We start from the raw sequence: 22,016 nt of genomic DNA on the forward strand, positions 1-22,016 counted from the left end.
GTGCCCGTCGCGCCCCGTGTCGCCGTCCTCGGACCGGTGTCGGTCGCCGGCCCGGACGGCGCTCCGCTCGTGGTCCCGGGGGCCCTGGCCAGGTCGTTCCTGACCGCCCTGGTGCTCGCACCCGGCCACACGCTCGGCACCGCGACGCTCATCGACGAGCTCTGGGGCGAGGACCGGTCGAAGGGCGCTCGTGCAGCCCTGCAGACGCTCGTGTCCCGCCTGCGCCGGACGACGGCCGAGGGAGTCGTCGTGTCGACCAGCACCGGGTACGCACTCGGTGGCGACCCGTCCGACGTCGACCTGGTGGCGGCGGAGCGGACGGCGCTCGACCCGGCCGCCGACACCGGCACCGTCCGCGCCGCCCTCGACCGGTGGCGCGGCGCCCCGGGTGTCGACGTCGACGGGGACCTCGGCGTCGCGCTGGCCGACCGGGCCGCTGCTGCCGAGCACGCGCTGCGTCGACGCCTCGCGGCCCTGCTGTTCGCCGACGGCGACCCGGCCGCGTCGGCCGCCGCCTGGCTCGCCGAGGTCGACGCCGCGCCCTACGACGACGCGGCCGCCGGTGGAGCGATGCGCGCCCTCGACGCCGACGGGCGCACCTCCGAGGCACTGGCGGTGTTCGCCGCGTACCGGGAACGGTTGGCGGACGGACTCGGGGCCGATCCGTCCGCGGAGCTCGTCCGGCTGAACACGGAACTCCTCAGGCGATCGACGGCCGTGGAGGACCACCCCGTCCGGCGCATCGGACTCCGCGCCGCGCCCAACGAGCTCGTCGGACGAGGGGACGACGTCGCCCACGTCGCCGCACTGCTCGGCGAGCACCGCCTGGTCACGGTGCTCGGACCGGGCGGGCTCGGCAAGACCCGGCTCGCGCAGGCCGTCGCCACCGAGCTGCCCCCGACCACCGGCGTCGTCGTCTGCGAGCTCGCGCCGATCGGCGACGCCGAGGACCTGCTCCCCGCGCTCGGCGCCCTGCTCGGGATCGCCGAGGTCCGGACGGCCCGCATGCTGCAGGACGCGGTGGTCACCGACCTGTGGGCACGGGTGGTCCGGGCCCTCGACGACGGCCCGACCGTGCTCGTGCTCGACAACTGCGAGCACCTGCTGCAGGCCGTGGCCCGCTGCACGGCCGACCTGCTCGCCGCCGTGCCCGGGCTGCGGGTGCTCACGACGTCCCGGGCTCCCCTCGCGATCGCCGGCGAGGTCGTCGCGCCCCTCGGTCCGCTGCCGGTCGAGGCGGACGGGGCCGCCGTCCGGCTGTTCACCGAACGAGCCCGTGCCGCCCGGCCCGGAGCGGTCCTGCCGGTCGACGCCGTCCGCCGGATCTGCACCAGGCTCGACGGGTCGCCGCTCGCCATCGAGCTCGCCGCCGCCCGGATCCGCGGCATGTCCGTCGACGAGGTCGAACGACGACTCGACGACCGTTTCGCCCTCCTGCGGGGTGGTGACCGCAGCGCCCCGGAACGGCACCGCACGCTGCTCGCCGTCATCGAGTGGAGCTGGCGGCTCCTCGACGAGGGCGCCCAGGACCTGCTGACCCGGCTGGCGCTGTTCCCCGACGGGGTCGCGGTCGACGCCGTCGAGGCGGTGGCCGAGCCCGGACGGCGCCAGGACGCGCTCGACGACCTCGCCGACCTCGTCGAGCAGTCGCTCGTGCAGCTCGTGGAGACCGAGGGGGAACCGGTCCGCTACCGCCTGCTCGAGACCGTCAGGGAGTTCGGTGCCGCACGCCTGACGGAGCGGGGTACGACCGAGGACGTCCGCGCGGCGATGACCGCATGGGGCCGGGACCTGTCGGCTGCGCGGAACCTGTTCGCGCTGCGGGGGCCGGCGCAGCTCGTCGCCTTCACCGAGGTCCGCCGCGAGGCCGACACCCTCGTCACCCTGCTCCGCTGGGCGCTCCGGGCCGACGACGTCCCGACGGTCACGCACGTGTTCGCTGCGCTCGGCGGGTACTGGACCCTGCGCGGGCTGCACCGCGAGCTGGTCGGGACGGCGCCGGACGTCGTCGCCGCCCTGCGCTCCTGCGTCCCGGGCCCCGCGGACCGGACCGCCGCGATCGTCGGGCTCGTGCTCTGCGGAGCCACGTCGGCGTTCACCGACCTCCGCACCACGGCGCGGGCGATCTCGGGCCTGCGGACCCTGCACGCGACCGGTCGTGCCGAGGACCCGGTCGTCGACGCGCTCGCGACGCTGCTGCTCTCGATCGGGCGTCCCGAGCAGGGCTTCGCCGAACTGACACGTCTGCGTGCCGACCCGGACCCCGCCGTGGCGTGCCTCGGCACGATGCTGAGCGCGCCGCTGGCCGAGAACGCCGGTGACCCCGTCGGGGCCCTGCGGTACGCACGTCGGGCGAAGGAGCTGGCGGTGGCGACGGGCGAGGCCTGGACCACCGGCACGGTGGCGGTCACGCTCACCCAGCTGCTCGCCCAGTCCGGCCGCTACGCGGAGTCCCTGGCCGAGGCGATCAGCGCCCGCGAGCACCTGGAACGCTTCGGTGCCGACGACGACCTGTACGAGATCGGCTGGACCGTGGGCCTCGCGTCCGCCGCGACCGGGGACGTCGAGCGTGCCCGGTCGATCGCCGCGGACCTGCGGCACCGGCCTACGGGCGGCCGCGGGGGCTTCGAGGACCGTGGGCTCATCGCGGTGCTCGCGGTCGCGATCACGGCGGAGTGCGACCGTCACGAGGGGAACCTCGACGCGGCGGCGGCCGGGTACACCGAGGCGTGGGACGTCGTCCAGCCGGCCCGCGGTCCCGCCGCGCAGTGGGCGCTCATGGCGGGTGCTGCTCGGATCGCCGCGGTCGACGAGGCGACGGCAGCCCGGGCGGGACGGGCGGGACCGGCCAGCGGACCGCAGCCGTCGGCATCGCAGCCGCCCGCATCGCTGCCGTCCGTGTCGCTGCCGCCCGCGGAGCTGGCCGTCGCGCGTCGGATCCGGACCGGCGCGCTCGTGCAGCTGCGGCTGCGGCAGGTCCGCCGGGACGTGCCCGTGATCGGCACGGCGCTCGCCGGCCTCGCGATCGCCTACGTCCGCACCGGACGTCCGGAGGCGGCTGCCGCGTGCTGGGGCACGCTCACCAGGATCGGGTCGCGCCAGGACTTCGCGGTCCTGGCCCACGCCCGGCTCCGACCGGTGCTCGCCGAGGCCGTGGGGGAGCAGGCGCTCGCCGACGCCGAGACGGCCGCGGCCGGGAGGGACCGGGCCGAGGCCGTCTCGTGGGTGCGCGGTGTGCTCGAGGACGCCCGCCTGCCCGGCTGACCCGGACGCCGAGCGGAGCGCCGGGCCGTCCGAGGTCCGAGCCCCCGTCAGGCCTTCCGCATGTACGCGCGGACCGTCAGCGGGGCGAACACCACGACGACGACGGCCGCGCCGAGCAGGCTGAGCCAGAGGTCACCGCCGACGACGCCGTGGTTCACGAGGTCGCGGACGGCGGTGATGAGGTGCGAGACCGGGTTGACCTCGGTGAACCAGCGCAGCCAGGCGGGCAGGGTGTCGGTCGGGACGAACGCGTTCGACAGGAACGTCAGCGGGAACAGCACGAGGTTCGCGATGCCGGACACGCTCGACGCGGTCCGGGCGATCACCCCGAAGTAGGCGAAGACCCAGCTGATCGCCCACGCCACCACGATGACGAGCAGCGCCGCGAGCAGCACGGCACCGAGGCCACCGGCGGGACGCAGCCCCATGATGATGCCCACGACGAACGTGATCGTCGTCGCGATGGCGTACCGGACGGTGTCGGCGAGCAGCGCGCCGGCGAGCGGGGCGATCCGCGCGATCGGGAGCGACCGGAAGCGGTCGAACACGCCCTTGTCCATGTCCTCGCGGAGCTGCACCCCGGTGACGACCGACGACGTGATCGCCGTCTGCACGAGGATGCCGGGGATGATCACCGGCAGGTAGCTCCCGACGTCGCCGGAGATCGCGCCGCCGAAGATGTACGTGAACATCACCGTGAAGACGATCGGCATGAGCGTCACGTCGAACAGTTGCTCCGGCGTCCTGCGGATCTTCACGAGCCCGCGGTACGCCATCGTGAACGACTGGCGGACGGTGGCGGCGAGGCCGGAGCCGCCGACCCCGGGGCGTGGGGTGACGCGCGGCGCCGAGGACGGCGTGGTGGTCGGGGTGAGGGTGGTGGCGGTCATGCGAGGCTCCCTTCGAGCGCGCGGTCGGTCGTGGTGGTGTCGGCGTCGGCCGGTGCGCCGGTGATGGTGAGGAAGACCTCGTCGAGGGTCGGCTTCTGCACGCTCATCTCGGCGAGCGAGACCCCCGCGTCGCGGAACGAGACGAGCAGGTCGGTGACGCGGTCGGGGGCGGTCATCGGGGCGGTCAGCCGAGCGCCCTCCGGGCTGACGACCGCCGGGGTGCCGAGCACGCGTTCGACGAGCGCGGCCGCGGTCGCGAGGGCGTCCGGCTCCGCGTCCGCCAGGCGGAGCTGCAGCGAGGCGGTGCCCACCGAGGACTTCAGGTCGTCGGCGGTGCCCTCGGCGACCACCCGCCCGTGGTCGATGACGGCGATGCGGTCGGCGAGCTGGTCGGCCTCGTCGAGGTACTGCGTCGTGAGCAGGACGGTCGAACCGGTCGCGACGAGCTCGCGGATCGTGTCCCACATCTGCGCGCGGGTCCGCGGGTCGAGCCCCGTGGTCGGTTCGTCGAGGAAGATCAGCGGCGGCTGCGCGATGAGGCTCGCCGCCAGGTCCAGTCGGCGCCGCATGCCGCCGGAGAACGCCTTGAGCGGGCGCGACGCGGCCTCGGTGAGCCCGAAGCGCTCGAGCAGCTCGTGTGCCTTGCGCTTCGCGTCGCCGCGGGACAGCCCGAGCAGTCGCGCGAAGATGACGAGGTTCTCGGTGGCGCTCAGGGTCTCGTCGACGCTCGCGTACTGCCCGGTCACCCCGATCAGGGAGCGGACGGTCTGCGGCTCGCGGCGGACGTCGTGCCCGAAGACGCGGGCCTCGCCGCCGTCCGGCCGGAGCAGGGTCGCGAGCATCGAGATGGTGGTCGTCTTGCCGGCGCCGTTCGGGCCGAGCACGCCGTAGACCGTGCCGGCCTCGACGCGGAGGTCGACACCGTCCACGGCGCGGTTGCTGCCGAACGTCTTCACGAGGCCGGTCGCCTCGACGGCGAGTGGTGTGGTGGTCATCGCACAGGTCCTTTCGTCGATGTCGGGACGATCGTGTCGCCGGCCGCTCACGCGGCACTGACGTGGCGCTGACACGAGTGGGTGCTCGCCGTCAGCGCGGTCGGACGGGAGGCCCGCCCCGGCCCCGGTACGCTCGCTCCCGTGGCAGGGACGGACGACTCGGACACCGGCGCCGCTGCCGTGCGCCTGCGGTTGGACGTCGCGTACGACGGCGCCGCGTTCTCCGGCTGGGCCCGGCAGCCCGGGCTGCGGACGGTGCAGGGTGCGCTCGAGTCCGCGCTCGCCACGGTCTTCACCCGGTGGGGCGAGCCGCCGCAGCTGACGGTCGCCGGCCGGACCGACGCCGGGGTGCACGCCACCGGTCAGGTCGCCCACCTCGACCTGACCGCGGAGCAGTGGGGTGCGCTCACCCGGCCGCGGCGGTCGTCGCCGGACGGACCGCCTCGGACCTCGCTCGACGGACTCGTCAAGCGCGTGAACGGGCTCGCCGGGGCGACGGGTGACGTCGTCGTCACGCGGGCGTCGGTCGCGCCGGACGGGTTCGACGCCCGGTTCTCCCCGCTCTGGCGGCGGTACGAGTACCGGGTGGCGGACGCCGACGCCCCGCGCGACCCGCGTCGTCGTGGGCACACGCTCTGGCACCCGACGCGCCTGGACCCGGCGGCGATGGAGCGCGGTGCGCTGACGTTGCTCGGGCTGCACGACTTCGCGACCTTCTGCAAGCCGCGCGAGGGCGCGACCACGATCCGGACGCTGCAGGAGTTCCGCTGGGACCGCGAGCCGGACGGCGTGCTGGTGGCGCGCCTCCAGGCCGACGCGTTCTGCCACTCCATGGTGCGGGCGATGGTCGGGGCGACCATCGCCGTCGGCGAGGGCCGCTTCGGCCCGGACCGCCTCGAGGAGCTGCGGGTCGCGCAGCAGCGCACGAGCGCGTTCAAGGTCGCACCCGCGGCCGGTCTGACGCTCACCGAGGTCGGCTACCCGGGGGACGACGAGCTCGCGGCCCGGGCGGCGCAGACCCGTGCGCGCCGGACGGACGACGAGCCGGACGCCGGTACCGTCGGGGGATGAGCTCCCGCAGGCCCCGGTCCGTCGTCTCCGTCGCACCCGGGGTGGTGTTCGTCGAGGGACCGGTGTCGAACTGGGTCGTGCTCGCCGAGGAGGACGGCGTCGCGCTGATCGACGCCGGCTACCCGGCGGACAGCGACCTCGTCCTCGACACCGTGCGCTGGGCCGGCCACGACCCGGAGGACCTGCGCCGCGTCTACGTCACGCACGGGCACGTCGACCACGTCGGCGGTATCCCCGCGATCCTCGAGCGGTACCCGCACGTGCAGGTCCTGGCCCACGCCGACGAGCTCGACAACGTGCGCGGACCGGACCGGCAGCAGGTCCGACCGGCGGAGATCGGCGGGCGCCTGGCCGCACCGCGGACCCTCCGCTGGCTGGCCCGGGCGCTCGGCTCCGACGCCCTGCGACCGGTGACCGTCCCGGCCGCCCGGGCCTTCACCGCGCACGACTTCGAGGGGCACGCGATGACACCGTTCCCCGCCGTCGGGCACACGGCGGGGTCGACGGCCTACCTGCTGCCGGCGGCGAACGCGATCGTCACCGGCGACGCGGTGGTGTCGCACCACGACACGCTCCCCGGGTCGTGGCAGCCGCGGCCGCGCATGATCACGTCGTTCTTCACCGCGGACCAGACGACGGCGCTCGAGTCGGCTCGGGCGCTGCCGATCCCGGAGATCGTGCTCCCCGGGCACGGGCCCGCCGTGCACCGCGTCGGCAGCGGGTGGGTGCCGGTCGCCGACTGAGTGACCCCACCTCTGGGGTGGACCGGATCGTTCATCTGCCCGAAACCTGAGCGACCGATCAGGTGTCTAGCGTGGTGCAGTCCCCCTCCTCCTGCCGAAGGTCAGCATGCCCAACCTCCTGCGGCGCACCGTGCTGTGCGCCACGGTCGCAGCGACGATCGTCGCCGCCCCACTCGTCTCCGTCACCACCGCCGTCGCGAACCCCGCGGGTACCGGCCTCGTCATCTCCGAGGCCTACCTGAAGGGCGGCAGCGCGAACGCCTTCTACAAGGAGAAGTTCGTCGAGATCGCGAACCCCACCGCAACGCCGGTGTCGCTCGCGGGCTGGTCGCTCCAGTACCGGTCCGCGACCGCCACCGGGAACTTCTCGGTGAGCGCTCTCGAGGGCACCGTGCCCGCGAACGGCACGTTCCTCGTGTCGATGGCCGGCAACGGTGGTGCGACCGCCGTCGGAGCCGCGCTGCCGGCCGCGGACGACACCGCCTCGATCAACCCGTCGGGCACCACCGGGACGCTCGCGCTCTCGGACGGCACCCGCGCGCTCGCGCTCCCCGCAGGCCCCGTGGCGAACGGGACGCCCGGCGTCGTGGACCTGCTCGGCTACGGTGCGTCGAACACCTTCGAGGGCACCGTCCGGACCGTGCCGGGTGCGAACAACGTGCCGAACGGCCTGACCCGGACCGGGACGACGGACACCGACGTCAACGGCACCGACTTCTCCGTCACGGAGGCCCTGACCCCGACGAACGCCGCGGGCGAGACCGGTGGCGCCACCCCGGCAGATCCCGAGCCCACCGACCCCGGCACACCGGCCGGTCCCGCCGAGGCGGTCACCATCGCCCAGCTGCAGGGCACGGGTTCCGCCTCGCCGTACGTCGGCACGCGCGTCGTCACCGACGGCGTCGTGACCGCCGTCTACGCCACGGGTGGCCTGAACGGCTACACGGTCCAGACCGCCGGCACCGGCGGCGCGGTCGACCTCGCCACCCACACCGCGTCGGACGCCGTGTTCGTGTTCTCCGCCGCGACCGCGGGCAGCGTCGCCATCGGCGACGCCGTGCGCCTCACGGGCACGGTCGCCGAGTACGACGGCCTCACCGAGCTCGAGGTCGCCTCGACCGCGGACGTCGAGAAGCTCCCCGGCGCGGGCGTCGTGCAGCCGGTCCCGGCGACGCTGACGCTGCCGCGCACGGACGCCCAGCGTGAGTCGCTCGAGAGCATGCTCGTCGCACCGCAGGGCGACTACACGGTCGCCGACAACTACACGACGAACCAGTACGGCGAGATCGCGCTCGCCGCGGGGACGGAGCGCCTGGTCCAGCCGACCGAGGTCGCCCGTCCGGGGAGCGCCGAGGCAGCCGAGGTCGCCGCCGACAACGCTGCGCGCAAGGTCGTCCTCGACGACGGTGCGAGCACCAACTTCCTGAGCGCCGCGAACCAGTCGATCCCGGTGTCCTGGCTCACCCAGGGTCCGGTCACGGTCGGCGCCGCGGCGACCTTCACGCAGCCGGTCGTCCTCGACTACCGGAACGACACGTGGAAGTTCCAGCCGACCACGCCGATCACCGGCGCGACCCCGGCGGCCGACCTGCCCGCGTCGTTCTCGGACGTCCGCACCGCGGCGCCGGAGGACGTCGGTGGCGGCCTCCGGCTCGCCGGCTTCAACGTGCTGAACTACTTCCCGACCACGGGCGACCAGCTCACGGGGTGCAAGTACTACGTGGACCGCGCGGGCAACCCGCTCACGGTCAACTCCGGCTGCAACGCCCGCGGTGCCGCGAATGCCGACGACCTCGAGCGGCAGCAGGTGAAGATCGTCAAGGCGATCAACGCCCTCGGCGCCGACGTCGTCTCGCTCGAGGAGATCGAGAACTCCGCCGCCTTCGGCCAGGACCGCGACGCGGCCGTGGCGACCCTCGTGGCGGCGCTCAACCGGGCCACCGGGCAGGACACCTGGGCCTACGCGAAGTCCCCGGCGAAGCTCGCCGCGAACGAGGACGTCATCCGCCTCGCGCTCATCTACAAGAAGGACCGGGTCGCGCCCACCGGCGAGTCCACGATCCTGACGGACTCCGACGTCTTCCAGCGGCAGCCCGTCGCCGACGCCTTCCGCCCGGTCGGCGGGACCGCCGCCGACGACTTCCTCGTGATCGCCAACCACTTCAAGTCCAAGGGCTCGGGCATCGGCGAGAACGCCGACCAGGGAGACGGGCAGGGAGCATCGAACGCCGACCGCGTCCGTCAGGCGACGGCACTCGCGACGTTCTCGACGTCGATGCAGCAGCAGTACGGCACCGACCGCGTGTTCCTGATCGGCGACTTCAACGCCTACAGCGAGGAGGACCCGATGGTCGTCCTGCGCGACGCCGGGTACACCGACCTGGCGCCGGCCGAGGACTCCTCGGAGTACTCCTACGTCTTCAGCGGCCTGAGCGGCTCCCTCGACCACGTGCTCGCGTCCCCGGCTGCGCTCGCCGCCGTCACGGGCGTGGACATCTGGAACATCAACTCGACCGAGTCGGTGGGCCTGGAGTACAGCCGCCACAACGTGAACGTGTCCGACCTGTACCGCGACGACGTGTACCGGGCGAGCGACCACGACCCGATCCTGGTCGGCTTCGACCTGGCGGCCGACGAGACCCCGACCCCCGGTGACGGCGAGATGCCGGCCCCCGGCACCGGCACCGGCACCACGCCGGCCCCCGGCACCGGCGTGGGCCAGGCACCCGCGGCACCCTCGGCGTCCTCGCTGACGGGGGCGAACCGCGGCGGCGTCACGGCGCCCGCCTCGGCGCGAGCGGGCGAGACCATCACCGTCGGCGTCGGCTCGGCGCTCGCCGGGCAGCGGGTCTCGGTGTGGCTGTACTCCGACCCGGTGCTCCTCGGCACCGCGGTCGTCGCCGCGGACGGCACCGTGCGCGTGACGATCCCGCCGAGCACGACGACGGGTCAGCACCGCCTCGCCGTCACGGCTGCCGACGGATCGCTCGTCGGGTGGACCGACATCCGGATCGACCCGGCGACCGGCGAGCTCGCGTTCACCGGCGCCGAGCTGACCGGCGGCCTCGTCGCGGCGCTGCTCCTGCTCACGGCCGGTACCGGCCTGGTCGTGGCACGTCGTCGCCGGGCGGCGCGCACGGACTGACCGCGCCGACTCCCGATCTGCGACATCGCACCCGTCGACCGACGGGTGCGATGTCGCGTCCCGCGCGGCGATCCGGACCACGGACGGACGGGAGGCACGTGGCGGTGCCGCCCCGCGCCTCCCGTCCGGCACGGCCCGCGTTCGACAAGGTGCGCCGCGTCGGGTAGGCTCTCACCTTGGTCTGTGCGCCCCGTGCGCCGGACAGTCAGATGAGCCCTCCACCGGGCAGTTCCACGAGCATCGCCCGCGGAACACCCACCGGAGCGGGATTCACGGACTCCTCACCTCGACACGAAAGCAGCACTCCTGTGACTCGTACGTTCTCCCCGAAGCCGGCAGACGTCCAGCACGACTGGATCGTCATCGACGCGACCGACGTCGTCCTCGGCCGTCTCGCCACCCACGCCGCGGCGCTCCTGCGCGGCAAGCACAAGGCCACCTTCGCCCAGCACATGGACATGGGTGACTACGTCATCATCATCAACGCGGACAAGGTCGCCCTCACCGGCTCCAAGCTCGCCAAGAAGGTCTACTACCGTCACTCGGGCTACCCGGGCGGCCTCACGGCGACCTCCTACCCGGAGATGCTCGAGAAGCACCCGACCCGCGCCGTCGAGAAGGCGATCCGCGGCATGCTGCCGAAGAACACCCTCGGCCGTGAGCAGCTCAAGAAGCTGAAGGTCTACGCCGGCGCGGAGCACCCGCACGCCGCGCAGCAGCCCAAGGCGTACACCTTCGACCAGGTCGCGCAGTAACGACGGCCACGACGACTTCAAGGACTGATAACACTCATGGCTCAGATCGCTGACTCCCTCGACCAGACCCCGGAGAGCTTCACCACCGAGAGCGCCCCGGCGTCCTCGGAGGCCGCTCCCCGCCAGATCCTCAACGTCTCGGGCGGTGCCGTCGGGCGCCGCAAGGAGGCCATCGCCCGCGTGCGCCTCGTCCCCGGTGGCGGCGCGTTCACGGTCAACGGCCGCACGCTCGAGGACTACTTCCCGAACAAGCTGCACCAGCAGCTGATCAACGACCCGTTCAAGGTGCTCGAGCTCCTCGGCGCCTACGACGTCGTCGCCCGCATCACGGGCGGTGGCCCCTCGGGTCAGGCCGGTGCGCTCCGCCTCGCGATCGCCCGTGCGCTGAACGAGATCGACCGCGAGAACAACCGCGCCACCCTCAAGAAGGCCGGCTTCCTCACCCGTGACGCCCGCGTCATCGAGCGCAAGAAGGCCGGTCTCAAGAAGGCCCGCAAGGCGTCGCAGTTCTCGAAGCGCTAGTCGCTCGACGAACCCGATCGCAATGCCGCGTCTGTTCGGTACCGACGGTGTTCGTGGACTCGCCAACGGCGAGCTGACGGCCGCGCTGGCACTGGGTCTCGCCCAGGCCAGCGCGGCCGTGCTCACGCACGGACACCATGCGGACGCCCGCCGGGCGTCCGGTCGACCGCGCCCCCGCGCGGTCCTGGCGCGCGACCCGCGCGTATCCGGTGAGTTCCTGGGTGCCGCGGTCGCGGCCGGGCTCGCCTCCGCCGGCGTCGACGTGCTCGACGCCGGGGTCATCCCCACCCCCGCTGCGGCGTTCCTCGTCGCGGACATCGACGCCGACTTCGGCGTGATGATCTCCGCGTCGCACAACCCGGCGCCCGACAACGGGATCAAGTTCTTCGCCACCGGTGGTCGCAAGCTCCCCGACGAGGTCGAGGACCGCATCGAAGCGGCCATGCACGACCAGTCCGCGCCGACGCCGACCGGCGGTGACGTCGGCCGCATCACGCGCTTCGCCGACGCCGAGGACCGCTACGTCGTGCACCTGCTCGGCACGTTGCCGCACCGGCTCGACGGCCTGCACGTCGTGCTCGACTGCGCGAACGGTGCCGCCGCCGGTGTCTCGCCCGAGGTGTTCGTCAACGCCGGGGCGAAGGTCACCCTGATCGGTGCCGACCCGGACGGCATGAACATCAACGACGGGGTGGGCTCGACGCACATCGACAACCTGGCCCGTGCCGTCCTCGAACACGGTGCCGACGTCGGCATCGCGCACGACGGCGACGCGGACCGCTGCCTCGCGGTGGACGCCGCGGGCAACGCGATCGACGGCGACCAGATCATGGCGATCCTCGCGCTGTCGCTGCAGGAACGCGGGCAGCTGGCCTCCGACACCCTGGTGGCCACCGTCATGTCGAACCTCGGCCTGAAGCGTGCCATGGCGGACGCGGGCATCACCGTGCTCGAGACCGGCGTGGGCGACCGCTACGTGCTCGAGAAGATGAACGAGGGCGGGTTCTCGCTCGGTGGCGAGCAGTCCGGCCACATCATCTTCAACGACTACGCGACCACGGGCGACGGGGTCCTGACGGGCCTCCACCTGGTGGCCGAGATGGCGCGCACGGGCAAGACCCTGCAGGAGCTCGCGTCGTGCATGACCGTCTTCCCGCAGGTGCTCCTCAACGTGCGCGGTGTCGACCGGCACGGGCTGTCCGACCAGGGCGTCCAGGACGCGATCGCCGCGGCGACCGAGGCGCTGGGCGACTCCGGCCGCGTGCTGCTGCGTCCGTCGGGCACCGAGCCGGTCGTCCGTGTCATGGTCGAGGCCGCCTCGCAGGAGGACGCCCAGCGCGTCGCCGAGGAGCTCGCCGACGTCGTGCGCGACCGGCTGGCGATCGACGCCGCCGCGTAGGGCACTCCAGGCCCCGCAAGACGCAACGAGGGCGGTTCCTCGCAGCGGAGTACCGCTGCGAGGAACCGCCCTCGTTGCGTTTCGCGGGCTGTCCGGTCGAGACCCGCGCCGCTCGCGTCAGATCTTGCGGAGCAGCACCGAGTTCACCTTGTGGTTCGCGCCCTTCTTGAGCACGAGCGTCGCCCGGGAGCGCGTCGGCAGCACGTTCTCGAGCAGGTTCGGCTCGTTGATCGCCCGCCACACGTCCGTCGCGGTGCGGACCGCGTCCTCCCGGGACAGCGACGCGAACCGGTGGAAGAACGAGTCCGGGCTCGAGAAGGCCTCCTCCTGCAGGGCCAGGAAGCGGTCGACGTACCAGGACTCGATGTCCTTCGTCTTCGCGTCGACGTAGATCGTGAAGTCGAACAGGTCGGACAGCGCGAGCCGCCCGTGCACCGGCGGCGCGAGCACGTTGAGGCCCTCGACGATGAGGACGTCCGGCTGCCGCACTACGATCTCGGCGTCCGGGACGATGTCGTAGACCAGGTGCGAGTAGTACGGAGCGCGGACCTCGGCCGCCCCGCTCTTCACCTGGCTGACGAACCGCAGCAGCGCGCGTCGGTCGTACGACTCCGGGAAGCCCTTGCGGTCCATGATCCCGCGGCGCTCGAGCTCCGCGTTCGGGTACAGGAACCCGTCGGTCGTCACGAGCTCCACCCGCGGGGTGTCCGGCCAGCGCTTCGTCAGCTCCCGCAGCAGGCGCGCGACGGTCGACTTGCCGACCGCCACCGACCCGGCGACACCGATCACGAAGGGCGTCCGGCCGGCCCGCTCGCCGAGGAACCGGCTCGTCTCGGCGTGCAGGTCCCTGGCGCCGGCCGCGTACAGCGTCAGCAGGCGGGAGAGGGGCAGGTAGACCTCCTGCACCTCCTGCATGTCGAGCCGGTCGCCGAGACCGCGCAGCTGCACGATCTCGGTCTCGGTGAGCGACAGGTGCTCCTTCGGCGCGAGCTGGGACCACTCGTCGCGCGGGATCTCCACGAACGGGGTCGGGTGCGCGACGGCGGCTTCCGTGATCGGCATGGGCACGAGCGTACAGACGGGAGGCGCGGCGGACGTGGGCAGACCGGCCCACCGGCACCGTGCCTCCCGTCCGGAGCCCGGTGCCCGTCCGCGCGACGCGACCGCCGGGCCGCGACTCCGCCGGTCAGGCGGGCCGCTCCGCCGGTCAGCCGGGCCGCTCCGCCGGTCAGGCGGGCAGGGCCGCCTCGATGGCGGCGACGACCTCGGGGGCGTCCGGCTTCGTGGTCGGACGGAAGCGCGTGACGGTGCCGTCGGGGGCGACGAGGAACTTCTCGAAGTTCCAGCTGACGCGACCGGCCTTGCCGGACGCGTCCGGCGTCTCCTTGAGGGCCTGGTAGAGCGGGTGGGCGCCCTTGCCGTTCACCTTGACCTTCTCGGACATCGGGAACGTGACGCCCCACGTGGTGGAGCAGTACTCGTCGATGGCCTCGGAGGAGCCGAGCTCCTGCAGGAACTGGTTGCTCGGGAACCCGAGGACCGTGAACCCGCGGTCGCCGTAGGCCTTCTGCAGTGCCTCGAGCTGCTCGTACTGGGGCGCGAGCCCGCAGCGCGACGCAACGTTCACGACGAGGACGGCCTTGTCGGCGTACTGCCCGAAGGTGGTGTGCTCCCCGTGCAGCGTGGTGATCTCGATGTCGTCGAAGCGTCCCATGGCGGCGACGCTAGTCCACGAGGTCGAGCTCGGCCTGACGTCGGACGAAGTCCCGCATGTGCGGCACCGTGAACGCGATGCGGCCACGCTGCGGGGCGTAGACGATGCCCTTCCGGATGAGGTTGTGACGCGCCTGGCTCGTGGCCTTCGGCGCGACACCGAGCCGCTCGGCAACGGTGCTCGTCGAGGAGTCCGGTTCGATGTCGTCCGACATCGCGACGAGGTACTGACGCTCGGCAGGAGTTGCTGTGGCCCACCGCCCCGGGAAGAACCCGGCGTCGAGTTCGGCGTTGCCACGCTCGAGCCCCGCGACCGCGTCGGCCTCGGTGATGCGGCGATCCTCCGCGAGGTCCCAGGCGGCGGCGCCGTACGTCTGGAGGAAGTAGGGGTACCCGCTCGACGTGTCGACCACGAGGTCGAGCGCCGACGGGTCCCAGGAAACGCCTGCTCGCTCGGCGGGGACGACGAGGGCCTCGGCAGCCGCAGCGGTCGGCAGGGATCCGATCTCCCGGTAGTCGAAGAGTCGCTCGGCGTACGACTTCGCCGCGGTGAGGGTCGCGGGCACGTTCGGCAGACCGGCACCGATCAGCAGGAACGGCCAGTTCCGCTGGCCGGCCCGGTGCTGCACCGAGAGCAGCGCTGCGAGCAGTCCGGGCTCGACGTCCTGGAGCTCGTCGACGAAGAGCGCGAGGGTGCGTTGTTGCTCCCGCAGCGCCGGAGCGAGGTCCTCGACCAGTTCTTCGAGGTCGATCTCCACCACACCGGAGTCCGCCCTCCCCGCCACAGGCTCGATCTCGACGCTGAGGCCGACACCTCCGAACTGCGCGCCGAAGGACCTGACCGTCCCGAGCGCCCGGCGGACCGCCTCGCTCACCGTCCGACCTCGGAGGAGGCGCCGTGCTGCGAGTGCGAGCTCCCGTGCGAGGCGTCGGCGGGTCACGAGCTGTCCGGCGTCCGAGAGCTGTCCCTCGACGTCGACGACGAGCCAGCCGGCCGCGTCGGCCTGCGATCGGAACTGGTTCAGGAGCACCGTCTTGCCGACACCGCGCAGCCCGTGCAGGACGATGCTCCGGGAGGCCATGGCGCGGCGTGACCGCGCGACGAGGAGGTCGAACGCATCGACCTCGGCCGAGCGGCCGACGAGGACCGGCGGGCGCAGACCGGCGCCGGGCGCGTAGGGGTTGAGCTCTGCGTGCATCTCGAGGAGTCTCCCAGTGTCTGTACTGGACATCAGACTACCGGAGAGATCAGCAGAGGACGACGCACCGCGAACCGATCGCCTTGCAGGGCTGGTGGTCGGCCAGGCCGTAGGATCGAACGCATGTGTGGAATCGTGGGCTACGTCGGCAGCAAGAGCAGCCAGGAGGTCCTCCTCGGTGGGCTCCGTCGTCTCGAGTACCGCGGCTACGACTCGGCGGGCGTCGCGGTCGTCGACCGGCCGGGTGACCTCGTCTCGGCGAAGAAGGCGGGCAAGCTGCAGGCCCTGATCGAGGAGCTCGAGTCGCACCCGATCGCGGACGGCGGCACCGGCATCGGACACACCCGTTGGGCGACCCACGGCGGCCCGACCGACGGCAACGCCCACCCGCACCTGGCGGACGGCGGCAAGCTCGCGCTCATCCACAACGGCATCATCGAGAACTTCTCCGAGCTCAAGCAGGAGCTCCTCGCCGAGGGCGTCGAGTTCGCCAGCGAGACCGACTCCGAGGTCGCCGCGCACATGGTCGGTCGTGCGTTCCGTGCGACCGGCGACCTCACCGCCGCCATGCAGCAGGTCGTGCAGCGGCTCGAAGGGGCGTTCACGCTCCTCGTCGTGCACGCCGACCAGCCGGGCGTCGTCGTCGGTGCCCGTCGCAACTCCCCGCTCGTGGTCGGCCTCGGCGACGGCGAGAACTTCATGGGCTCCGACGTCGCCGCGTTCGTCGCGTACACGCAGCGCGCCCTCGCGATCGGCCAGGACGAGATCGCCACGATCCGTCCCGACGGTGTCGAGGTCGTCCACTTCGACGGCTCCCCGGCGACCCCGGAGGAGTTCGAGGTCAGCTGGGACGCCTCCGCCGCCGACAAGGGCGGTTGGAGCTCCTTCATGGCGAAGGAGATCTCCGAGGAGCCCGAGGCCGTCGCCAAGACCATCCTCGGCCGCGTGCACGACGGCGCCGTCACCCTGACCGACCTCGACCCGATCGCCGAGCGCCTGCAGCAGGTCGACCGCGTCATCGTCATCGCCTGCGGCACCGCGGCCTACGCCGGCATCCTCGGGAAGTACGCCATCGAGCAGTGGGCACGCGTCCCCGTCGAGGTCGAGCTCGCCCACGAGTTCCGCTACCGGGACCCGGTGCTGAACGACCGGACGCTGGTCGTCTCGATCAGCCAGTCCGGCGAGACCATGGACACGCTCATGGCCGTCAAGTACGCCCACGAGCAGGGTGCCCAGGTGCTCTCCATCTGCAACACCCAGGGCGCGACGATCCCCCGTGAGTCCGACGCGGTGATCTACACGCACGCCGGTCCCGAGGTCGCGGTGGCGTCCACGAAGGCGTTCATCGCCCAGGGCGTCGCGCTGTACCTGCTCGGGCTCCACCTGGCGACGCTCAAGGGCACGCTGACCGCCGAGCAGATCGCCGAGCAGGTCGCCGAGCTCGAGGGCCTCGCGCCGAAGCTGCAGCAGACCATCGACGACGCGTCCGGCGTCGCCGAGCTCGCACGCTGGATGGCCGACACCCGGAGCGTGCTGTTCCTCGGTCGCCACGTCGGGTACCCGATCGCGCTCGAGGGTGCCCTCAAGCTCAAGGAGCTCGCGTACATCCACGCCGAGGGCTTCGCCGCCGGTGAGCTCAAGCACGGCCCGATCGCGCTCATCGAGCCGGGGCAGATCGTCTTCGTCATCGTGCCGTCGCCGCGTGACGCCCGGTCGCTGCACCCGAAGGTCGTCTCGAACATCCAGGAGATCCGCGCGCGCGGTGCCCGGGTGATCGCCATCGCGGAGGAGGGCGACGCCGCCGTGCTGCCCTTCGCGGACGAGGTCCTGCGGATCCCGCTCGCGACGCCGCTGTTCGAGCCGCTGCTGGCCGTCGCGCCGCTGCACATGTTCGGCATGGAGCTCGCCGCCGCCAAGGGCCTCGACGTCGACCAGCCGCGCAACCTGGCGAAGTCGGTCACCGTCGAGTAGCACCCGACGTGATCATCGGCATCGGGGTCGACGTCGTCGACACGGAGCGGTTCCGGGGTGTGCTCGAGCGCACCCCGGCGCTCCGGACGAGGCTGTTCACCCCGGGCGAGCAGCTGCGCGACGGTGAACCCCGGCCGGTGACGTCGCTCGCGGCCCGGTTCGCTGCGAAGGAAGCGCTCATCAAGGCGTTCGGCTCGAGCGCCGGGCTGAGCTGGCAGGAGCTCGAGGTCGTCGCGGACGACCAGCGGAACCCGTCGCTCACCCTGCACGAAGGGGCTCGACGGGTGGCTGCCGACCGCGGTGTCACGAACGTCCACCTGTCGCTGTCGCACGACGGCGGCATCGCGACGGCGTTCGTCGTCATCGAAGGAGGGGGCGCATGAGTGCGTTCACGGGGATCACGGTCAACCGCGAGGCCCTCATCGCGAACTACGCGACGGTGTCCGAGCGCGTGGCACCGGCCGGTGTCATCGCGGTCGTCAAGGCGAACGCGTACGGCCACGGGGCAGTCGACGCCGCACGGGCGTTCGTCGACGCCGGCGCCGAGTGGCTCGGGGTCGCCGACGTCGACGAGGGCATCGCGCTCCGCCGCGCCGGCATCGACGAGGGCGTCCGGATCCTCGCGTGGCTGCACGCCCCCGACGAGGACTTCCGCCGCGCCGCGCAGTACGCCATCACCCCGGCGGTGTCGAGCGTCTCGCAGCTCGCCGCCGCCGCCGACTCCGAGGTGCCCGCGGTGCACGTCTGCGTCGACACCGGGCTGAGCCGGAACGGCGCCGTCGAGTCCGAGTGGGCCGAACTCTTCGCGACCGCCGGTCGGATCGCGCGCTCCGGCGGTCGGACCCGGGTCGAGGGGCTCATGTCGCACCTGTCGAACGCGTCCCGCGCGGACGACCTCGACCAGGACGCGGCACTCCAGCGGGCGCTCGACGGCCTGGCGGCGAACGGGATCGTGCCCGACGTGGTGCACCTCGCCGCGAGCGCCGGCAGCATCGCCGTCCCGGAGACCCGGCACGACGCCGCGCGGGTCGGTCTCGCGCTCTACGGCCTCAGCCCCTTCGCCGACCGCACTGCGGCCGACCTCGGTCTGCGCCCGGCGATGCGGGTGACCACCGCGGTGCTCCGGACCGTGCCGGTCGCGGCGGGCGAGGGTGTCAGCTACGGCTACACCTGGCGCGCGGCGACGGACACGCGGCTCGCGGTGATCGGACTCGGGTACGCGGACGGCTTCGACCGCGACCTCGGCAACCGGGTGTCGGTGCGCATCGGCGACCGGATGTTCTCCGTCGTCGGCCGCGTCGCGATGAACGCGATGCACATCGACATCGGCGACGCCGACGTCCGGGTCGGTGACGAGGTCGTGCTCTGGGGCGACCCGGCGGACGGCGACCCCGCGGTCGAGGACTGGGCGGCGGCGATCGACACCATCAACTACGAGGTGGTCGCCAGGGTCGGCCGCAGCGTGGAACGGAGGACGACGTGAACGCGCCGCTGCGCCGGGCCCGGATCGACCTCGACGCCTACCGGTCGAACCTCGACCTCGTTCGGGAGTGGATGCACCCCGTCGAGGTCATGGCGATCATGAAGGCCGACGCCTACGGGCACGGCCTCGAGCCGATCGCGCTCGCCGCCGTCGACGCGGGGGTCCGCTGGATCGGTGTGCTGACCGTGCCCGCCGCGCTGCGCCTCCGGGCGATCGGCGTCGGCGAGGACGTCCACCTGTTCACCTGGCAGCACGACCCGGCGCTCGACTTCCGCGACGCGATCGACTCCGCGATCGACCTCGGCGTCTCGAACGTCGCCGAGCTGCAGCGCGTCGTCGACGCCGTCGACCAGCGTCCCGCACGCGTGCACCTCGGGGTGGACTCGGGGCTGCACCGCGACGGCGCCACTCCCGACGTGTGGCCCGAGCTGGTGTCGCTCGCGGTCGACGCCCAGCGCGCCGGACGCATCGAGGTCGTCGCGGCCTACACGCACCTCGCCGAGTCCTCCGACGACGACGACAGCGCCGCCGTCGCCGCCTTCGACCGGGCCGTCGAGACCGCGGAGGACCTCGGGCTCGACCTGCCGACGGAGCACGTCGCCGCGTCCCTCGCGGGCCTGGAGCGCAAGGAGTTCCGCAAGGACATGGTCCGCATGGGCGCGAACCTGTTCGGCATCCCGGGTGCCGACGGTGTGTCCGCCGCCGACCTCGGCCTCGAGCCGGTGATGACGCTCACCGCCTCGGTCGCGAAGACGAAGCGTGTGCCCATCGACACCGGCGTCTCCTACGACTACACGTACCGCACCGCGTCGGAGACGACCCTCGCGCTCGTGCCCGTCGGGTACGCGGACGGGGTCCCGCGCCGTGCACAGGGCCGCGTCGAGGTGACCATCGGCGGCAAGCGGTACCCGATCGCCGGTCGTGTCGCGATGGACCAGTTCCTGGTCGACGTGGGCGACGACGACGTTCGCGTCGGTGACCAGGTCGTCCTGTTCGGCACGGGGGAGCACGGCGAGATGACGGTGCTCGAGTGGGGCGAGGCGCTCGGCACCATCGGTGAAGAGGTGACGTGCCGGATCGGCGCCCGGGTCCCGCGCGAGGTCGTCGGGCACCAGGTCGAGGGTCGCGTCGGCGACTACCTGCGGGAACAGCCGTGACCGACGCCCGCGTGCTGCTCGACAGGACGGTGTCGACGACCGACGAGATGGGGGCGCTCGGCGCCCGACTCGCCGCGGTCCTGCGCGCCGGGGACCTCGTCGTGCTGACCGGCCCGCTCGGCGCCGGCAAGACCACCCTGACGCGCGGGCTCGGCGCAGCGCTCGGCGCACGGGGACAGGTGTCGAGCCCGACGTTCGTCCTGGCCCGGACGCACCCGACCGCGGCCGGACCGGACCTGGTGCACGTCGACGCCTACCGGCTGAGCGACCCGGTGGAGCTCGACGACCTCGACCTCGACTGGGACACCTCGATCGTGGTCGTCGAGTGGGGGCGCGGGTTCGTGGACGGCATCTCGGACGACGTGCTCGACATCGAGATCGTCCGCGCGACCGGAGCCGGTGCGACCGACTCCGGAGCCGACGAGCTCGATCCCGACGACGTGCCGGACGAGCCCCGACGGGTGGTCGTCACCGGCACCGGCGGCCGCTGGGCCGACGTCACCCTCTGACCGGGGTCTCGGCCACCTTCGCGGCGGTCAGGCCGGCGGCTCGACGAAGAAGTCGGCGTAGGTCGGGTCGTCGACGGGCAGCCACCCGAGTCGGGCGTGCACGAGTGCGTCGAGCTCCGCGGGTGGCAGCAGGCCTCGGCGGCGCCACTGCTCGGGGTCGCGGTGCGCTGCCGATCGGGGCGTCCAGGGCATGCTGCCTCTCCTTCCCACGTGTACGGCGGAACATCACCGGAGAGTATCCCTCTTCGACGTTCCACGGTCTCTCGGCGTGTGCTCATGGCATCGAGCTCTTCGGTGAAGCCGGCCGGTGCCTGTACGAATACATCAGTGTCGGTGCCCCTTCGTAGTGTTCGCGCATGGGGACCGAAGGACTTTCCAGAGCCAGACCGGAGATCGCGCAATGGATCGAGGGCTTCCTCGATGGTGACTGGCGAGTCATGCTGTCGTGGTTGACCACTGGCTGCGCGGCGTTGTGGCTGTACTGCGGTTTGTTCGCGACCGGTTCGCGCGATCCGATCGGCTGGTTCGCATCGATGGCGGGTGCCTTCGGCCTCTCCGCACCCGGCTGGATGGTCGATCTGCCCGAGTGGCTCGGCAGCGGCGAACGGCAGTGGCTACCCGCCGTCCTGGCGATCTTCGCCGCCGCCGCGGTCACGGTGCTCGCGCGGCCGGGCGGCAACAGCGGCCTGGCCGTGCTCGCGACGATCAGCCTCGGGGTCCTCGTCAGCGTCGAGCGCTCGCTGGTTCCCCTCCTCTGGGTGATCGCGCTCGCCGCGATCCCGCTCCTGTTGGCCGTCGGGATGCATGCGAAGCAGGCGATGTGGGGCGTCGACGAAGGGAGCTCCTGGTACCTCTGGGACGTGGCCGTGCTCCGGCTGTTCCTGGGCTTGTCCGTGATGTGGCTCCCGCTGGTGCTGCCGGTGCTCGCCGTGGTCGAACTGGTGCGTTCGTACGCCCTTTCGGGGCGAGACGACGCGATCGCCGATCTACGTGCCGTCGTCCAGCGGATCGACTCGGCTCATCGGGAGGGTCTCGATCCGAATCCTGTGGACCTCGCGATGCTCGAATCCTGCTTGTCGAGGTCGGACGAACTCCAGCACCACAGAGCCCTCGCGACGATCCGCTTCCTGCTCGAGTCGCCCAGAGGTGCGAGGTCCGTCCGGGTGGGACGCTGAAGGTTGCGTCGCGCCTACGATGGAC

The 22,016-nt window shown here is 72.5% G+C and carries 19 protein-coding genes; 13 read left to right on the top strand and 6 right to left on the bottom strand.

Going from position 1 to position 22,016, the window contains the following annotated elements; translation table 11 throughout:
* Complete coding sequence (locus ACIPEQ_RS12445) at positions 1-3,264, top strand: BTAD domain-containing putative transcriptional regulator (protein WP_402715394.1); 3,264 nt, start codon at positions 1-3, stop codon at positions 3,262-3,264.
* 47 nt (positions 3,265-3,311) lie between these two features.
* Here ACIPEQ_RS12445 and ACIPEQ_RS12450 read toward each other — a convergent pair whose 3' ends face one another.
* The gene (locus ACIPEQ_RS12450; protein ID WP_402715395.1) at positions 3,312-4,154 is read right to left on the bottom strand and encodes an ABC transporter permease; all 843 of its coding nucleotides are present in this window, start codon (positions 4,152-4,154) and stop codon (positions 3,312-3,314) included.
* A complete protein-coding gene (locus ACIPEQ_RS12455; RefSeq protein WP_402715396.1) occupies positions 4,151-5,149 on the bottom strand; it encodes an ATP-binding cassette domain-containing protein in 999 nt (332 codons plus the stop codon). Before ACIPEQ_RS12455 ends, ACIPEQ_RS12450 begins: the two co-directional genes overlap by 4 nt.
* Before the next feature lie 141 nt (positions 5,150-5,290).
* Here ACIPEQ_RS12455 and truA point away from each other — a divergent pair, with 141 nt between their 5' ends.
* From truA to glmM, 6 genes are all read left to right on the top strand, one after another.
* The gene (truA, locus tag ACIPEQ_RS12460; RefSeq protein WP_402715397.1) at positions 5,291-6,220 is read left to right on the top strand and encodes a tRNA pseudouridine(38-40) synthase TruA; all 930 of its coding nucleotides are present in this window, start codon (positions 5,291-5,293) and stop codon (positions 6,218-6,220) included.
* Entirely contained in the window at positions 6,217-6,963 is a 747-nt protein-coding gene (locus ACIPEQ_RS12465; protein ID WP_402715398.1) for an MBL fold metallo-hydrolase, read from the top strand. The genes truA and ACIPEQ_RS12465 overlap by 4 nt, the downstream gene beginning before the upstream one ends.
* Before the next feature lie 106 nt (positions 6,964-7,069).
* On the top strand, positions 7,070-10,108 hold the full coding sequence (locus tag ACIPEQ_RS12470) for an ExeM/NucH family extracellular endonuclease (RefSeq protein ID WP_402715399.1): 3,039 nt from the start codon (positions 7,070-7,072) through the stop codon (positions 10,106-10,108).
* Positions 10,109-10,416: 308 nt separating this feature from the next.
* Entirely contained in the window at positions 10,417-10,863 is a 447-nt protein-coding gene (gene rplM / locus ACIPEQ_RS12475; RefSeq protein ID WP_022904636.1) for a 50S ribosomal protein L13, read from the top strand.
* Between the two features lie 36 nt (positions 10,864-10,899).
* Positions 10,900-11,385, top strand: a complete 486-nt coding sequence (gene rpsI, locus ACIPEQ_RS12480; RefSeq protein ID WP_126890744.1) for a 30S ribosomal protein S9 — start codon at positions 10,900-10,902, stop codon at positions 11,383-11,385.
* A gap of 22 nt (positions 11,386-11,407) precedes the next feature.
* Positions 11,408-12,784: a phosphoglucosamine mutase gene (glmM, locus tag ACIPEQ_RS12485; RefSeq protein ID WP_126890745.1), complete on the top strand. Its 1,377-nt coding sequence runs from the start codon at positions 11,408-11,410 to the stop codon at positions 12,782-12,784.
* A gap of 117 nt (positions 12,785-12,901) precedes the next feature.
* Here the strand turns inward: glmM and coaA are convergent, their stop codons facing one another.
* From coaA to ACIPEQ_RS12500, 3 genes are all read right to left on the bottom strand, one after another.
* Entirely contained in the window at positions 12,902-13,846 is a 945-nt protein-coding gene (gene coaA / locus ACIPEQ_RS12490) for a type I pantothenate kinase (RefSeq protein WP_126890746.1), read from the bottom strand.
* Positions 13,847-14,012: 166 nt separating this feature from the next.
* Positions 14,013-14,498, bottom strand: a complete 486-nt coding sequence (locus ACIPEQ_RS12495; RefSeq protein WP_402715400.1) for a glutathione peroxidase — start codon at positions 14,496-14,498, stop codon at positions 14,013-14,015.
* 10 nt (positions 14,499-14,508) lie between these two features.
* Positions 14,509-15,696, bottom strand: coding sequence for an AAA family ATPase (locus tag ACIPEQ_RS12500; protein WP_402715401.1), 1,188 nt, complete (start codon positions 15,694-15,696; stop codon positions 14,509-14,511).
* 123 nt (positions 15,697-15,819) lie between these two features.
* Between ACIPEQ_RS12500 and glmS the strand changes: the two genes are divergently transcribed.
* The 5 genes from glmS to tsaE are packed head-to-tail and all read left to right on the top strand — an operon-like array spanning position 15,820 to position 20,816.
* Positions 15,820-17,667 (top strand): glutamine--fructose-6-phosphate transaminase (isomerizing), encoded by a 1,848-nt coding sequence (gene glmS, locus ACIPEQ_RS12505; RefSeq protein ID WP_402715402.1) that lies wholly within the window; start codon positions 15,820-15,822, stop codon positions 17,665-17,667.
* Between the two features lie 8 nt (positions 17,668-17,675).
* Positions 17,676-18,050 carry a holo-ACP synthase gene (locus tag ACIPEQ_RS12510; protein WP_250366243.1) on the top strand — a complete coding sequence of 125 codons (375 nt, stop codon included), beginning with the start codon at positions 17,676-17,678 and terminating at the stop codon, positions 18,048-18,050.
* Positions 18,047-19,150, top strand: coding sequence for an alanine racemase (alr, locus tag ACIPEQ_RS12515; RefSeq protein WP_402715403.1), 1,104 nt, complete (start codon positions 18,047-18,049; stop codon positions 19,148-19,150). Before ACIPEQ_RS12510 ends, alr (ACIPEQ_RS12515) begins: the two co-directional genes overlap by 4 nt.
* Complete coding sequence (gene alr / locus ACIPEQ_RS12520; protein WP_402715404.1) at positions 19,147-20,307, top strand: alanine racemase; 1,161 nt, start codon at positions 19,147-19,149, stop codon at positions 20,305-20,307. Before alr (ACIPEQ_RS12515) ends, alr (ACIPEQ_RS12520) begins: the two co-directional genes overlap by 4 nt.
* Positions 20,304-20,816 (top strand): tRNA (adenosine(37)-N6)-threonylcarbamoyltransferase complex ATPase subunit type 1 TsaE, encoded by a 513-nt coding sequence (tsaE, locus tag ACIPEQ_RS12525; RefSeq protein WP_402715405.1) that lies wholly within the window; start codon positions 20,304-20,306, stop codon positions 20,814-20,816. The genes alr (ACIPEQ_RS12520) and tsaE overlap by 4 nt, the downstream gene beginning before the upstream one ends.
* A 27-nt stretch (positions 20,817-20,843) precedes the next feature.
* Here the strand turns inward: tsaE and ACIPEQ_RS12530 are convergent, their stop codons facing one another.
* Complete coding sequence (locus ACIPEQ_RS12530) at positions 20,844-21,008, bottom strand: hypothetical protein (protein WP_402715406.1); 165 nt, start codon at positions 21,006-21,008, stop codon at positions 20,844-20,846.
* Between the two features lie 164 nt (positions 21,009-21,172).
* Between ACIPEQ_RS12530 and ACIPEQ_RS12535 the strand changes: the two genes are divergently transcribed.
* Complete coding sequence (locus ACIPEQ_RS12535; RefSeq protein WP_402715407.1) at positions 21,173-21,991, top strand: hypothetical protein; 819 nt, start codon at positions 21,173-21,175, stop codon at positions 21,989-21,991.
* The last annotated feature ends 25 nt before the right edge of the window (positions 21,992-22,016 follow it).

The sequence above is a fragment of the Curtobacterium sp. NPDC087080 genome (assembly GCF_044745105.1).
GTDB lineage: Bacteria > Actinomycetota > Actinomycetes > Actinomycetales > Microbacteriaceae > Curtobacterium.

Bases quoted from the DNA above. Each gene is read 5' to 3' on its own strand.
- ACIPEQ_RS12450 (WP_402715395.1), bottom strand. From the start codon at position 4,154: ATGACCGCCACCACCCTCACCCCGACCACCACGCCGTCCTCGGCGCCG.
- ACIPEQ_RS12455 (WP_402715396.1), bottom strand. From the start codon at position 5,149: ATGACCACCACACCACTCGCCGTCGAGGCGACCGGCCTCGTGAAGACG.
- ACIPEQ_RS12465 (WP_402715398.1), top strand. From the start codon at position 6,217: ATGAGCTCCCGCAGGCCCCGGTCCGTCGTCTCCGTCGCACCCGGGGTG.
- ACIPEQ_RS12470 (WP_402715399.1), top strand. From the start codon at position 7,070: ATGCCCAACCTCCTGCGGCGCACCGTGCTGTGCGCCACGGTCGCAGCG.
- rpsI (WP_126890744.1), top strand. From the start codon at position 10,900: ATGGCTCAGATCGCTGACTCCCTCGACCAGACCCCGGAGAGCTTCACC.
- glmM (WP_126890745.1), top strand. From the start codon at position 11,408: ATGCCGCGTCTGTTCGGTACCGACGGTGTTCGTGGACTCGCCAACGGC.
- coaA (WP_126890746.1), bottom strand. From the start codon at position 13,846: ATGCCGATCACGGAAGCCGCCGTCGCGCACCCGACCCCGTTCGTGGAG.
- ACIPEQ_RS12495 (WP_402715400.1), bottom strand. From the start codon at position 14,498: ATGGGACGCTTCGACGACATCGAGATCACCACGCTGCACGGGGAGCAC.
- ACIPEQ_RS12500 (WP_402715401.1), bottom strand. From the start codon at position 15,696: ATGCACGCAGAGCTCAACCCCTACGCGCCCGGCGCCGGTCTGCGCCCG.
- glmS (WP_402715402.1), top strand. From the start codon at position 15,820: ATGTGTGGAATCGTGGGCTACGTCGGCAGCAAGAGCAGCCAGGAGGTC.
- alr (WP_402715403.1), top strand. From the start codon at position 18,047: ATGAGTGCGTTCACGGGGATCACGGTCAACCGCGAGGCCCTCATCGCG.
- ACIPEQ_RS12530 (WP_402715406.1), bottom strand. From the start codon at position 21,008: ATGCCCTGGACGCCCCGATCGGCAGCGCACCGCGACCCCGAGCAGTGG.
- ACIPEQ_RS12535 (WP_402715407.1), top strand. From the start codon at position 21,173: ATGGGGACCGAAGGACTTTCCAGAGCCAGACCGGAGATCGCGCAATGG.